A 13,305-nucleotide genomic window follows, 5' to 3' on the forward strand; every position below is an offset into this window, starting at 1 on the left:
GCATACCATAGAAAAAAAGGAAGACCGAACGCTCCGAAGTTTCGCCCTTATATATATATTTGTAATTGAGCGAAGATATACAGCGGAAAACGTATATAATTACATGTTATCTATTTAATAATAAGCATAAAACTATGAGATTCTTAAAAATTATGGGAATATTTACTTCTATCTTAAGTTTATTGAGTTGCGGGCATGGGAATAAACGAGTGACGCAAAACGACGGTATAAACTCCAATATCCCGGTTGCTGCCCGGATTACGATAGACAAACTGCCGGATGTATTGAGAAACGTGCAGGCAGGAAATACTGATTATGATTTTATAGGTATTTGTTCCAATGGTGTGGACTGCATCTACTTTGTGCTGGAGAACGGAAAGTTTTACATAGATTTTGAAGCTATGGGTAAAGAGCAGCTTCCCTACATAGATACCTTGAAACAGTTCGCAAAGGAACATAATTATCCTATTGTCGAAACAACCTATAACAATACTCCGGTCGATTACGAACATCTGAAATACGCTCCCGTCCTTAGCCTGAAAGTCAATGCGGACATAGACAGTATCGTAAAGGTCGGAAGCCAGATTGAGCAGACCATTTTCAGGAACAATGAGCGAACCGTTTACGAAATAGTGCCTTGATTTTGCCAATAAATACATTAAGATTTAGATAACAAACAGCACTGCCGCTTAAAGCGAAACGCTGCCAAGCATCATCTACATAAAAATATGAGAACATTCGCCATAATCCTGCTTTTAGCAAGCCTGTTTGCCGCAAGCTGCGGAGAGCCGCCCATGCCACCGAGCGACGAGGCAATGATACGCCACTTTACCACGCACGAGGCGGCGTTCCGCAAGGTGTACGAAATCATGTCAGAGAGTTCAGAAGGCAGTTTCCACTACCCGCCGCTTTCTCCGGAAGAGGTCATTATACTTGATTCAACAGAGCAAAGCGATACATCCCATGAAACGAATGACGAACAAGACCTCCCGGTATATGGGTTGCTAAAGCCTGACCGACTTCTGCTTGACTCCCTGTTGTCAGAGATTGGATGCGGTCTTGTCCTTGTTGACCGCAGGGAATGGGAAACGGCGGATTCGGTATATGTGAGCCTCGTTATGCCGTACTATTCCCACGGCATCGTGGATGCGGGAACATCCAAGAGTTTCGTTTACGATCCCGGATTGGAAAGCCGCCGGAATATCCGTATCACCGAACACGGCGACCTGAACGAGATCTACCGCAGGACGTACAACGACACCACGTTGTACAAGCCCGTCAAGGAAGGCTGGTACATCGAGTTAGACCATTCACGATAACCTGAAAAGAGGGACGCATGTGGATATACCAACATGTACGCCGCTTCTCCGGATTATCCGCATCCGTTTCTATCCTCCTTCCTCTGCCTTCCGCTCGTCCTCGAAAGCGATGGTCTTGGCAAGGAACATGCCGATGACGAACTTTGCCCCATGCGCTATCAGCTTGCGCCGCAGCGCTATGAAAGTAGCCCCGGTAGTAAGCACGTCGTCCACGAGCAAGACGCACTTCCCCCTGAACCGTTCGGGGTGGAACTCCAGATTGGCGGTGCGGTCTCCGTTCCCGTGCGTGCCCTTGTATTGCGCCCGGTCATAAGCGACGGTTATCGCCCCGTACCCGTCGGCAACCCCCATTTCCGCCGAGAGCTTGCGGCAGAACGCCTCGTACCGGGTGCGGTGCTTCTCCCGTGTGGATGCCGGGACGGGAACCAGCACGGCACGGTGCCTGTTCTCCTGAATCGCCCGAATGCGGCTGGCGGCGATGGAGAAGAGCTTGACGAAAAGGTCGGTCTGCTCGCCGCTCTTGAAACGCCAGACAGCGTTCGATACCTTCTTCCCCTCGAAAGTGATCTTGTCGTTCCGCCGGACGGGGCAATAGTCATAAAGGTATAGACACAAGCTGCCGTCCAAGCGGAAGAAACCCTGAAAGCGGTTGTCGAGCGGAAGGAACGCCTTGCGGAAACCGTTGAAGAAAGTGAATACAAGGATGTTGTTCCAGAAACGTGCCTCGTCCTCGCTGCCGGAATCGAGCCTGTACATGAAGCCCGCCAAGTTCCCGCTCTCGTACAAGCCCATGCCGATGGTCAGGCGGCTGTTGAAGTCGGTCTGGCTGACGACGTACCAGCCGCACCGGGCGAAATGCTCCTCGTAGCCGGAACGGGTCTCCAGCAGGAAATAGAACTTGCCGTCGTCCTCGAAACGGATGACGTACTCGCAGCGCAGGCGGCGTGCGATCTTGCCCAAGATGCGGCTCTCCTCCTCGATGACCGCAGGAGTGGCAAGGAAGGTGTATTGAGCGATAAAGACAGCCTCTTCCATAGTGATGATGTTTGGTCGGTTACAAATATGCGAAATGTCCGGCACACGGCAAGCGGAAAGGGCGGGAAATATGCGGGAGGGCGTGCGGATATGTAGAGCTTCTCCCTGCTTTTCACCGCCCGGAACGTGACAAGGCTACAAGCGTGAAGCAAAACGAGGACAAGCGATACGGTTTTGATACACGGACATATACAGACCGGTATATTTGCAGGGAAGTATAACAATAAAAACGTATTGGGACAATGGAAATAGTAAGCATCGAGAGAAAGACCTTCGAGGAGATGAAGGAACGGTTCGGCAGCTTCTCGCAGCACGTGAGGGAGCTTTGCGCCCGCTACCGCCCGCCCGAAAAGATGAACTGGATGGACGGGGCGGACGTGTGTGAGAAACTGGGCATCAGCAAGCGGACGTTGCAGACCTACCGTGACCGGGGGCTGCTGCCGTACAGCCAGATCAACCACAAGATTTACTACCGGACGGAGGACGTGGAGGCGTTCGTGGAAGCCATGAGCCGGGAAATGACGGAGGACGAGTGAGATGGAAGTGATCACAAGGGACACGGAAGAGGTACGGGCGTACTTCGAGGCGTTGGAAGAGGGAATGAGGTACATCGACACGGTGACGGCGCACTTCCGCCCGGCGATGAACGGCGAGGTCTATCTCACGGGCGAGGACGTGTGCAGGCTGCTGCACATCACGCCGAGAACGTTGCAGGATTACCGCACGCAACGGCTGATCCCGTACATATCGCTGCCGGGCAAGACGCTCTACCGCCAGTCGGATCTGCTGCGTATGCTGGAGGAGAACTACGTGGACATGCGCCCAAAGCGCAAACGGGGGAAAAGTCCAACATAAACGCACGGGGGTGTGCATCGGGAAATGCAGCAAAGGCAGGGACACCGCATCGGAAGTTCCTGCCTTTGCCGCATTCTGCACCGGGGGAAGGCGTCAAGCCGTTTCCCGGAGGGAGCGGCGCACCCGCTTCCCGTCCTGTTTCCTGTCCTTCTTCTCCAGCACGCTCCGCTGCATGGCGGCGAGGTTGCCGGAGATCGCCCGGAAATCGGAGCTTACCATCCTGTTGGTCACCTCGGCGTAGATCTGGGTCGTGGAAATGTGCTTGTGCCCGAGTATCTTGGAGAGCGCCTCGATGGTGCCGCCGTTGCAGAGATAGATGGTCGTGGCGAAGGTGTGGCGGCTTAGGTGGAAGCCGATCTCCTTGTGGATGCCGCAGGCTTTGGCTATCTGTTTGAGGTGCCTGTTGCACACGCTGTTGCTGGGCATGGGAAACACGAGGTCGCCTCCGGCAAGCCCTTTGTAACGTTCTATCAGCTCCTTGGCAATCTCCATAAGGGGGACGTTGCTCGACACACGGGTCTTGGTGCGCCGGGTGATGATCCATTCCTCGCCGTCGAAGTCCATGCGCTGTATCTTGTCATGGGTGAGCGTCTTTATGTCAATGTAGCTAAGCCCGGTGAAACACCCGAAGAGGAACATGTCCCGCACGAGGCTGGTCTGTTTCTTGACGAACACGGCGTTAGCCAAGGTGCGCAGCTCCTCTTCCGTGAGATAGCCCCGGTCGGTCTCCTGCATCTCAAGGCTGTACTCGCCGAAGGGGTCGGTGCGGACGATTCCACGCCGCCACGCCTTGTCGGTCAGGCTGAGCAGGGGCATGGTGTATATCCAGAGGGTGTTGGCGCTCAATCCCTTCTCCATCCGCAGGTACTTGTCGAAATCGGTGATGATCTCCTTGGTCAGCTCCTTGTAAGCCATGTCGGTGCGCTTCTTCTTCTCCCAAAGGAAGGTCTTGAAATGGTTGTAAACAGCCAGATACTTGTTGTAGGTGGACTTGGCTCGCTGCCCTTTCTCGACCATCGCCTCAAACTCCCGGTTCATGTTCCCGAAGTCTTTGAGGATGCAGTTCTCCATCACGCCGACACCGAGGAAGGCGTTGCGCAATTTCTCGGCGGTGACGAAATCCTCTTCCCGGAGGATGCGGTGGTAGTGGTTGGTGAGCCGGGCGGAGACCTCCTTCAGTTGCCCGTTTATCTCGTTTGCCTCGGCGGACTTGCCTTTCGCCTTGCCGTTCTCCCAGAGGTCGGGAGTGACAAACAGCTTGGTTCCCACCGCCTTGTCATCCCCGTCAACGGAGATTTTCACCATGATGGGGGCTTTCCCGTCCCGGTTTCTCACTGCGGATCTCTTGATGTAGAACGAGGTCGCAAACGTACTTCTCTTTGTTTCCATAACTCTAAAATTTTCGTTTCTAAAGGTAGTTACTTATTTCTTACCAAGAGCTATGCAAAACAAGGCAAAGCGATGAAACAGAACTCGTTATGCCGCATATACCCCGTTTCGGAACCGGTAGCTGTTTAGTAGCCGAACTTTGTCCGAAAGGGGTGTTTTCAGGCTTTTTATGCCGAAGCCTGCTTCAACCCGCCCTGCATACAAGATGCTGACCTGCATTTATTTATGTAGAACTTTGCTTTTCTTTGCGCCTTATGCCGATTTTTTTTAGAAAAATGTGCAGAATATATTTTTTTAGGAGCTTAAAAAGCTATATATTTGCAGTCCAAAAAATTAGCAATAACATAGTAATAATATTTTTTTTAAGGAAAAATGACTAAAGCAGATATTGTAAACGAGATTACAAAGAAAACTGGAATTGATAAGCAGACAGTTCTTACAACAGTTGAGGCATTTATGGATGCAGTAAAGGATTCATTGTCTAACGATGAGAACGTATACTTGCGTGGGTTTGGTAGTTTCGTAGTAAAGAAAAGAGCACAAAAGACTGCTCGTAACATTTCTAAAAATACTACGATCATTATTCCGGAGCACAACATTCCGGCTTTCAAACCGGCTAAGACATTTACAATTTCAGTAAAGAAATAATAAACAAGAGTATTAACCCATAAAATGTGAAGCTATGCCAAGCGGAAAAAAGAAAAAAAGACATAAAATGTCTACGCACAAGCGTAAAAAAAGACTAAGAAAGAACAGACATAAAAGCAAAAAATAATTTTTAAGTCTGGATCACACAGAAATAAAGAACAAACTTGCGAAGCTAATGTCTTTCAAGTTTGTTCTTTGTTTAAGTAGCTAACCCAAAATGAACAATTTGTCAAAAAAGTTGTTCATATAAATGAGATTCAATCAATAATAAGGAAACAAAACAGTGACAAGTGAACTAGTAGTTGACGTACAGCCCAAAGAGGTCTCCATCGCCCTTCTCGAAGATAAGAGCCTGGTGGAACTTCAAAGCGAAGGAAGAAATATTTCTTTCTCTGTGGGCAATATGTATTTGGGACGTATCAAGAAATTGATGCCCGGACTGAATGCATGCTTTGTAGACGTTGGTTACGAGAAAGACGCTTTCCTTCATTATCTGGACTTGGGTCCTCAATTTAACTCACTCGAAAAGTTTGTAAAGCAGACTTTAAGCGACAAAAAGAAGCTGACCTCCATCAGCAAAGCAACCCTGCTTCCCGATCTTGACAAGGATGGAACAGTATCCAACACCCTCAAGGTAGGACAAGAAGTAGTGGTGCAAATCGTTAAGGAACCGATCTCCACTAAGGGACCGCGACTGACGTCCGAAATTTCGTTTGCCGGACGCTATCTCGTACTGATCCCTTTTAATGACAAGGTTTCTGTTTCACAAAAAATTAAATCGAGCGAAGAACGCGCCCGCCTGAAACAATTGCTGATGAGCATCAAGCCGAAAAACTTCGGTGTCATCGTCCGCACGGTAGCCGAAGGCAAACGCGTAGCCGAACTCGACGGAGAGCTTAAAGTCCTGGTTAAGCATTGGGAAGATGCGATGGTAAAAGTACAAAAAGCCACCAAGTATCCGACGTTGATTTATGAAGAAACCAGCCGCGCCGTAGGTTTGTTGCGCGACCTCTTCAACCCTTCTTTTGAGAATATTCACGTCAACGACGAGGCTGTGTACAATGAAATTAAAGACTATGTATCACTGATTGCGCCCGACCGGGCTAATATCGTGAAACTGTACAAAGGTCAACTTCCCATTTACGACAATTTCGGTATCACCAAGCAGATTAAATCATCGTTTGGTAAAACAATCTCTTACAAGAGTGGTGCCTATCTGATTATTGAGCACACTGAGGCGCTTCACGTAGTAGACGTGAACAGCGGTAACCGCACCAAGAATGCCAACGGGCAGGAAGGTAACGCACTCGAAGTAAACCTGGGAGCCGCCGACGAGCTGGCCCGCCAATTGCGATTAAGAGATATGGGTGGTATCATTGTCGTGGACTTCATCGATATGAATGAAGCCGAAAACCGTCAGAAGCTTTATGAACGAATGTGTGCCAATATGCAGAAAGACAGGGCACGGCATAATATTCTGCCGCTTAGCAAATTCGGGCTAATGCAGATTACACGCCAACGTGTGCGTCCGGCAATGGACGTCAACACGACCGAAACCTGCCCCACTTGCTTCGGCAAAGGCACTATCAAGTCGTCCATTCTTTTTACGGACACTTTGGAGAGTAAAATTGATTACCTGGTCAATAAACTGAAGGTTAAGAAATTCTCGTTACACGTCCATCCGTATGTTGCCGCTTATATCAATCAGGGACTCGTTTCCCTGAAACGGAAGTGGCAAATGAAATACGGATTCGGTATCAAGATTATTCCAAGTCAAAAACTCGCATTTCTGCAATATGTGTTCTATGATACACATGGAGAGGAAATCGATATGAAGGAAGAAATCGAAATCAAATAAACAGAAAAGGCGGCCCGGTCAAAACGAGCCGCCTTTTTGTTTTATCTATTTTTCTTCAACTATCCATTTTTCAATATTACGGGTTTCCGCACTGAAATTTACTCCTATTTTAAAGAGTTTCCGTTCATCCATCTCGAAAGGAAGAGCGTAATGCTTGTCATTTATCTGCTGCAATGCTTCTTCTGCCGTACCGTTCAGTTTAAATTCCATGATATAGATGAATTTGTCTGTCTGCAAGACAAGGTCGATGCGTCCTTCGCTTGTATGATATTCCACTTTGGCATAGAAGCCGACCAGTTTAAAAACGATGAAAAGCACGTTCTCGTAATGCAATTCCTGATCGCGAATCACTTCGTAGGTGGTATCTGCAAAGAAGCTTTGCAAGCGACGGAAGAAAGAACTGTAATCGCCGGAACGTACTTCACGAACAAATTTCTGAATTTCAAACGGAGATTCTACCTTATTTACATTCGCATAATAAGGAAGCAGGAAACGGACAAATCCTTCTTCTACTTCACGATTCGGGAAACCTAACCGATACATTCCAAATTCTTCATCATACCCTTTAATGGTGAGGTAGCCACTCTGATAAATCACCGGAATGGGATTAGTAGATTCAGAGTCTATGCTATTCAATACTTGGGCGTCGGTTTCTTCATGCGTCATCCGCTCCAAGTCATAATGATGTTTTTGCAGCAATTTCACCAGATAGGTCGGTGTGCCCGTTTCAAACCAATAGCTGCCGAAATCCTTACGTTTGAAAGCATTAAGCAAACTGAACGGATTGTACATACCAATAGAATTGTGCGTAAAATGGTAACCGTCATAGCACTCTCTCAACTCTTCACAAAGTTTATCATACGTTATTCCGCGCGCAGCAGCAAATTCATGAAGCTCTGTTTCCAAATTGTTGTGGATTTCACGCTCGCTAATGCCACAGATTTCGACATACTCATTCCACATGGATATATCATCCAAGTTGTTCAAGTCACTAAACACACTGACTTTGCCAAACTTTGTCACACCGGTAAGGAATGCAAACTTGATGCAACCGTCCATTGTTTTAAGCGCTCCATAAAAAGGCTTTAATGTATTCCGAAATTGCTTTTGCAATTCTTCATTACCGATGGCTTGCAACATGGGTTTGTCATATTCATCGACAAGAATAACCACACGTTGCCCCGCCAACTTACAAGCGCGCTCTATGATACCGGCAAAACGCAAGGAAAACGAACGTTCGGACGGCTCGGCACCATATAGTTTTTCCCATGCTGTCAGCGATTTATCAAGTATATTATCCAGACTTTCGGATGTATCATATTTCTCGATATTAAGGTCCAGATGCAGTATAGGATATTTGATCCAGTCCTTTTCCAGTTTTTCCACAGCCAGCCCTTCAAACAGTTCTTTCTTTCCTTGAAAATAGGCCTCTAAGGTGGAGACGAGCAGACTCTTTCCGAAACGGCGCGGACGACTCAAGAAGTAATAACTTCCGGTCTTTACCATTTGATACATCAGTGCTGTCTTATCAATATAGAAATAACCGTCATTACGAATTTTTTCGAAATTCTGAATACCGATCGGATAAATTTTATGGCTCATATTCTCTTCTTTTATTAATCAATGCCTTTCTTGCAAAGATATATATTTTTAATAGAAATCTTTGTCATGGCAGGTTAAAAGATTCTTTTCAATCATTCATTCTGCACATTTCCCCGGAAACTTAGGGACGATAAAATAAGGGGATAATGACTGCACAAAATTACGAAAAGCCCGGACTTTCGCAAGCTCGGGCTTTCTGTATCTTGAGGACGTCTCCTTTACCTATAGGGAAATGGGCGACTAGCAATTGATTCTAGTACAACAAAAAAAGACGTCCCAAGAGTAAAGATAAAAGGGATGCCAGTAGGAAATGTGGGGAGGCATCCCTTTTCTAATAGAAGAACAAAGATGGAAGGATGGACTTTCACAAGCTGTGTCTCTTCGCTTTGTCACTTCTCAACATATAATCTTCACACTTCGGTGAAGAAGGGTTTCATATTTATGGAGAGAACGCACTTCAACAAGCACGGGCTCTCCTATTATGTTATATCATTCTAGAGATAGCTCCCACCTCTGCCAGAGGCAAATATAGAGGAGCTATCTAATAGAACATTAAAGGATTTCAAATTAATCCGCAAAGAGAGCAGTAGGGAATGTTACTGTCTTCACCACAGGTGCAGGAGATGTTGCGCTCCAGCTGATTGAAGGAGTAATAGTAACTGTCACTACCAAATCTTTCACAAGACCCTTCAAGGCCTTACCAGCATCTGTTAATATCAATTTCTGTCCAGTAGAATCAAACTTGAAGTTAGTTTTGTCACTTAGTTCTACCTTAATAGAATATCCATAAAGAGCAAGAACAGCGTCAGCGGTAGTCAAAGTACCAGTGTCATAAGTGTTATTATCTGCAGTCGGCCACATTGCCTTGCCTTTTCTGTCTTTCCATACAATGTCACCTAATACATCAATCTCTGAATCTATGGTTTCAGCTGTATACGCTGTTGTGATACCTTTTTTAGCGTCCGTTGCACCAAATTCCGATTTAAGCAATTCTGATAATGAGATGAATTGAATCTTTTGGTTAGCAATTGAAGCAGGTTCAGTAGCATCGTTAGGCTGACAATTTACATCTACAGAGAATGCCATATTGTCTTTAGCGTGAGCCATGTCTACTGTGAACTTATCGTTAGCTACACTTCCTACATGATCGTCACCATTCTTGTCAACATCATACGTAATGCTGTTGTATATACCTGAAGTAACTCCGCCAGTAATAGCGTTCCATGTAGTAAAGATTGAGCCCATTTCTCTTTCGAGACTGATGCTCTGAATCTTATCAGCATTCTTAGTTTCATTAATCAGAAGAGACACCTTGCCATCTTCAGTCCACATACCTGAAGTTTTTGTAAATACAGGCGTCTTATAATCAACAGTTACCGGTAATTTGAATACAATTTGCTTCGTTGCGTCAACGTCAACTGTCAATACGGCTTCCATAGTACCCTTGTATGCAGCGGTTACTGTCAGTTTCAGGTTATCATATTTAGTATCACCAGAAGCAATACCACTAAACTTCACTTTATCTCCATCGTTAGCCGTGGCAGTTGAGCTAGCAAGTTTAGCAGTAGTAATAGCGTCTTTGATTGCCTTAATATTAGCTGCTGACACAGCAATGTCGGATTTTTCTGATTTATTCCAAACTACCGTCTGTGCTGCCAAAGATTTTGTTTCTATTTGCTTGAAGGTGACAGTCAGTTTAGCCGGAGCAGAGGAGCCACCGACGCTAGAATAATCAATGCCCTCATGAGTTTCTCCATCAAAAGGAATACCATTTGTAGTTATATAGCAGACTTCAACCTTTGCTTCTTGCCCTTTGGTAGAAGTGATGGTTTGTTTGCCGGCTTCGTTCGTCCCCAATGTTACACCTTCAGGAGCATCGGCTGCCAACTTATAATAATATGCATAGACTGTACTCAAATCCATAGGAGTGGTGGTAGCTGCAGCTGCCAAGTCATCCAAAACCTGTACCTCACCAACTTTTGCGGACACTGCTGCATCTACCAGTTTAGTAGCACTTGTAACTGCTTCCGGTTTGATTTTAACATCATAAGCAGAGATTATTTCATTGTTCCATGCGTCTTTTGTACAGAATGCGTATGCTTCATCTGCAGGAAGGGCAGTTTCCAAATTCAAGCCATCTTTTAGTGTAACAGTAAGGTCGTAAACACCACGATTCACTTTGGCTTCGGTAGCACGTGTCAATGGTTTTGCAGTTTTATTTTGTTCAATCTTAGAGATAACAAAATTAGCTTCATTTTGAGAATTCATCAAATAGATTTGATATTTGCTATCAGTAAAGTCAGGACCTACTGGATTAATCAACGCATTCAACACGCCGGAATTAGTTATTAACAGGTCATTTTTCTTAAATTCTTTTTTCTCATCCTCCATACCAAAAGTGAAATCAGCTTTGCATTGAGCATAACTTAATTTAAGTTCCTTTGTTCCGCCTGCAGTGATTTTACCATTCTCAATAGTCACTCCTTCAAGGCTACTAATCAAAGCTGCAGTAGGCAGAATAGTTGTTAATTCTGTTCCAGTAGTTTTATCTTTTACATGTAGAGTAAAGCTAGGTAATCCCTCATTCTGTACAGCATAAACAGTGGCTGACGAATAATCACCTTTCACCCATTTATCTGTAGCGTCATCATAGAAATACCAATAATCTTTTTCAAATTCACCTGTTCCATCACCAATAAAAGGAGATTTTCCGGCAGGACCAGCAGGACCTTCGGGACCAACAGGACCGATAGGACCTTCGGGGCCAACAGGACCGACAGGACCTTCGGGACCAACAGGACCAACAGAACCTTCGGGGCCAACAGGACCAACAGGACCTTCGGGGCCAACAGGACCGACAGGACCAGTAGCACCGGTCTCACCCTTTTCACCTCGTGCCGGTTTCCCAGTATCAACACCGTCTATAAACCAGTTTCCATTTTCTCCAATTTCAACGACAGATCCATCTTTACCATTCACAATAGAATATTTATTTCCATTGTTGAAAGTAATTTCAAATCCACCAGTGATACTTTTAATGTCTGTTACCCAATTACCTGCATTCACTTTTGCTTGCAGTTCAGCAAGACCTGCCGCATTGGCATCAATCTGCGTTTGCAGATTGTCGATGTCATCATCATAGTCTTTACAGCCTACATAAGTGACAGTAGCAAGCGTCAATGCCCCGAAAAGCATTACCCTAACAAAATTTTTCTTCATAACTACTTAAAAATTACATTAATAATATATTATTAAACACTAAGTTTCAATAATAGACCGCCCGTTACTTTGTAGGTAACGGAGAAACCTTTGTTCCTGCTCTTTTGGAGTAGTCAATACGGAAAAATGAAACAATATGCGATTACATTTTTACCCCTGCTTCTTAGAAGCGGCAGAGGGGCGGGAGACCTTTTGCAAAATTTAGAAGTTAACAAAGCCCTAATACAAAGAATCCGCGTGTTTTATTTGTTTAATTCCTGTTTTGAGTAGTTTATTAGAAAAAATGTATGATTTCGTTTGGTTGTTTTAAGAAATATGCTCATATTTGCACCGATATTTCAACCCGTTACCTACAAAGTAACAGAATAAAAATCAAGCACTTACACCGACCACAGATCGTTTTATAAAATCAAGTACCTGCATATTTGCTTCATCAATTTTCTTATTTCGGAAAGGCTTCAAATAAGTTTCTGTCACGGTGATGGACGAATGTCCCATCGCTTCGGAAATAATACCCGGATGAATTTCGCAATAATACGCAGTCGTAGCCCAGGTATGGCGGGCGGTGTACGAGCTCAACCGGTCTTTGAGTCCCAATGCCTTTCCTAATAATTCCAACTGATAATTAAAATTGCGCAATGCCAGTTGATATTCCCTATACGCCTTTGGCGAACCTTCGTCACTATGAAGAATCGGGAACAAATAAGGCGACTGTTCCTCCCGATTCATATACTTTTGCAAAAGAAACATCGCTTCCGTCGTCAACGTCACAGACAACGGACGTCCCGTTTTACGACGACGATAACTAATCACATTTCCCCGGAGATCACTCTTGCGCAAATAAGCCAAGTCGACAAAAGGCAGTCCCCGAAGCAAGAACATAAGAATGAACAACTCCTGCGCCCCCTTCATGGCAGGAGTGATGGCGTCCGACTGCAACAGACGGGCAAATACCTTCTTCATATCCTCCATATCCAATGCCCGACGGCGGTCTGCCCGCGTACCTGTATATACGGAGCGAAAAAGATGCGGCACGTATGATGCCTTCCGAAGATCGACAGCGCGATTGTAAACCGCACGCAACGTGCGAAGATACGTAGACACCGTATTCCAACTACACCCACGTGCACGAAGACTACCCTCAAAATGCTTCAGCCACTCCGGAGTGATTTCCCGAAACGACAAACGATCGGAACCCTGAAAAGTAAGAATCGCATTCAACGTACTTCTGTATACATGAGCAGTCCCTAAATTTCCACTCTGCTGCAAATCAACAGCCACTTGTTTCATAAACAAAGTAAAACTTTCCTTTTTCATTAAAAATAAATTAATAATTAATATTTACTTTTCCCACATTTTACTTTAGTAAAATACAAAAAT

Annotated in this window: 12 protein-coding genes; 7 read left to right on the forward strand and 5 right to left on the reverse strand. The window is 45.5% G+C overall.

Translation table 11 applies throughout. The features are described from left to right. Window positions 1–134 precede the first annotated feature (134 nt). Window positions 135–641, forward strand: a complete 507-nt coding sequence (locus DWZ47_RS12835) for a hypothetical protein (protein WP_117513391.1) — start codon at window positions 135–137, stop codon at window positions 639–641. A gap of 87 nt (window positions 642–728) precedes the next feature. Continuing rightward, window positions 729–1,319 carry a DUF4948 family protein gene (locus DWZ47_RS12840; RefSeq protein ID WP_117513393.1) on the forward strand — a complete coding sequence of 197 codons (591 nt, stop codon included), beginning with the start codon at window positions 729–731 and terminating at the stop codon, window positions 1,317–1,319. Between the two features lie 69 nt (window positions 1,320–1,388). On the opposite strand, the gene DWZ47_RS12845 is transcribed toward DWZ47_RS12840, so the two are convergent. After that, complete coding sequence (locus DWZ47_RS12845; protein ID WP_029427316.1) at window positions 1,389–2,354, reverse strand: ComF family protein; 966 nt, start codon at window positions 2,352–2,354, stop codon at window positions 1,389–1,391. Between the two features lie 11 nt (window positions 2,355–2,365). Between DWZ47_RS12845 and DWZ47_RS12850 the strand changes: the two genes are divergently transcribed. Genes DWZ47_RS12850 through DWZ47_RS12860 form a run of 3 tightly spaced genes read left to right on the forward strand, consistent with a single transcriptional unit; the run spans window position 2,366 to window position 3,209 of the window. Next, window positions 2,366–2,575 (forward strand): hypothetical protein, encoded by a 210-nt coding sequence (locus DWZ47_RS12850; protein ID WP_080706941.1) that lies wholly within the window; start codon window positions 2,366–2,368, stop codon window positions 2,573–2,575. A gap of 21 nt (window positions 2,576–2,596) precedes the next feature. Then, complete coding sequence (locus DWZ47_RS12855) at window positions 2,597–2,890, forward strand: helix-turn-helix domain-containing protein (protein ID WP_008629224.1); 294 nt, start codon at window positions 2,597–2,599, stop codon at window positions 2,888–2,890. Window position 2,891: 1 nt separating this feature from the next. Then, entirely contained in the window at window positions 2,892–3,209 is a 318-nt protein-coding gene (locus DWZ47_RS12860; protein ID WP_009041186.1) for a helix-turn-helix domain-containing protein, read from the forward strand. 93 nt (window positions 3,210–3,302) lie between these two features. Here the strand turns inward: DWZ47_RS12860 and DWZ47_RS12865 are convergent, their stop codons facing one another. Then, window positions 3,303–4,598, reverse strand: a complete 1,296-nt coding sequence (locus DWZ47_RS12865) for a site-specific integrase (RefSeq protein ID WP_117513395.1) — start codon at window positions 4,596–4,598, stop codon at window positions 3,303–3,305. 372 nt (window positions 4,599–4,970) lie between these two features. On the opposite strand from DWZ47_RS12865, the gene DWZ47_RS12870 reads away from it, so the two are divergent. Both DWZ47_RS12870 and DWZ47_RS12875 read left to right on the forward strand, forming a co-directional pair. Then, on the forward strand, window positions 4,971–5,246 hold the full coding sequence (locus tag DWZ47_RS12870; RefSeq protein WP_004300646.1) for an HU family DNA-binding protein: 276 nt from the start codon (window positions 4,971–4,973) through the stop codon (window positions 5,244–5,246). Window positions 5,247–5,529: 283 nt separating this feature from the next. Next, the gene (locus DWZ47_RS12875) at window positions 5,530–7,104 is read left to right on the forward strand and encodes a ribonuclease E/G (RefSeq protein WP_004316204.1); all 1,575 of its coding nucleotides are present in this window, start codon (window positions 5,530–5,532) and stop codon (window positions 7,102–7,104) included. A gap of 45 nt (window positions 7,105–7,149) precedes the next feature. Here the strand turns inward: DWZ47_RS12875 and DWZ47_RS12880 are convergent, their stop codons facing one another. The 3 genes from DWZ47_RS12880 to DWZ47_RS12890 form a co-directional block, all read right to left on the reverse strand. Continuing rightward, window positions 7,150–8,706: an ATP-binding protein gene (locus DWZ47_RS12880; protein ID WP_004316203.1), complete on the reverse strand. Its 1,557-nt coding sequence runs from the start codon at window positions 8,704–8,706 to the stop codon at window positions 7,150–7,152. A gap of 567 nt (window positions 8,707–9,273) precedes the next feature. Then, window positions 9,274–11,925, reverse strand: a complete 2,652-nt coding sequence (locus DWZ47_RS30985) for a collagen-like protein (protein ID WP_008997352.1) — start codon at window positions 11,923–11,925, stop codon at window positions 9,274–9,276. 372 nt (window positions 11,926–12,297) lie between these two features. Beyond that, on the reverse strand, window positions 12,298–13,242 hold the full coding sequence (locus DWZ47_RS12890) for a tyrosine-type recombinase/integrase (RefSeq protein ID WP_004314322.1): 945 nt from the start codon (window positions 13,240–13,242) through the stop codon (window positions 12,298–12,300). Window positions 13,243–13,305: the final 63 nt, after the last annotated feature.

The organism is Bacteroides sp. AF32-8BH (assembly GCF_003435205.1).
Lineage (GTDB): Bacteria > Bacteroidota > Bacteroidia > Bacteroidales > Bacteroidaceae > Bacteroides > Bacteroides ovatus.

Coding starts and splice junctions, on each gene's coding strand:
- DWZ47_RS12835 (WP_117513391.1), top strand. CDS start 135: ATGAGATTCTTAAAAATTATGGGAATATTTACTTCTATCTTAAGTTTA.
- DWZ47_RS12840 (WP_117513393.1), top strand. CDS start 729: ATGAGAACATTCGCCATAATCCTGCTTTTAGCAAGCCTGTTTGCCGCA.
- DWZ47_RS12845 (WP_029427316.1), bottom strand. CDS start 2,354: ATGGAAGAGGCTGTCTTTATCGCTCAATACACCTTCCTTGCCACTCCT.
- DWZ47_RS12855 (WP_008629224.1), top strand. CDS start 2,597: ATGGAAATAGTAAGCATCGAGAGAAAGACCTTCGAGGAGATGAAGGAA.
- DWZ47_RS12860 (WP_009041186.1), top strand. CDS start 2,892: ATGGAAGTGATCACAAGGGACACGGAAGAGGTACGGGCGTACTTCGAG.
- DWZ47_RS12865 (WP_117513395.1), bottom strand. CDS start 4,598: ATGGAAACAAAGAGAAGTACGTTTGCGACCTCGTTCTACATCAAGAGA.
- DWZ47_RS12870 (WP_004300646.1), top strand. CDS start 4,971: ATGACTAAAGCAGATATTGTAAACGAGATTACAAAGAAAACTGGAATT.
- DWZ47_RS12880 (WP_004316203.1), bottom strand. CDS start 8,706: ATGAGCCATAAAATTTATCCGATCGGTATTCAGAATTTCGAAAAAATT.
- DWZ47_RS30985 (WP_008997352.1), bottom strand. CDS start 11,925: ATGAAGAAAAATTTTGTTAGGGTAATGCTTTTCGGGGCATTGACGCTT.
- DWZ47_RS12890 (WP_004314322.1), bottom strand. CDS start 13,242: ATGAAAAAGGAAAGTTTTACTTTGTTTATGAAACAAGTGGCTGTTGAT.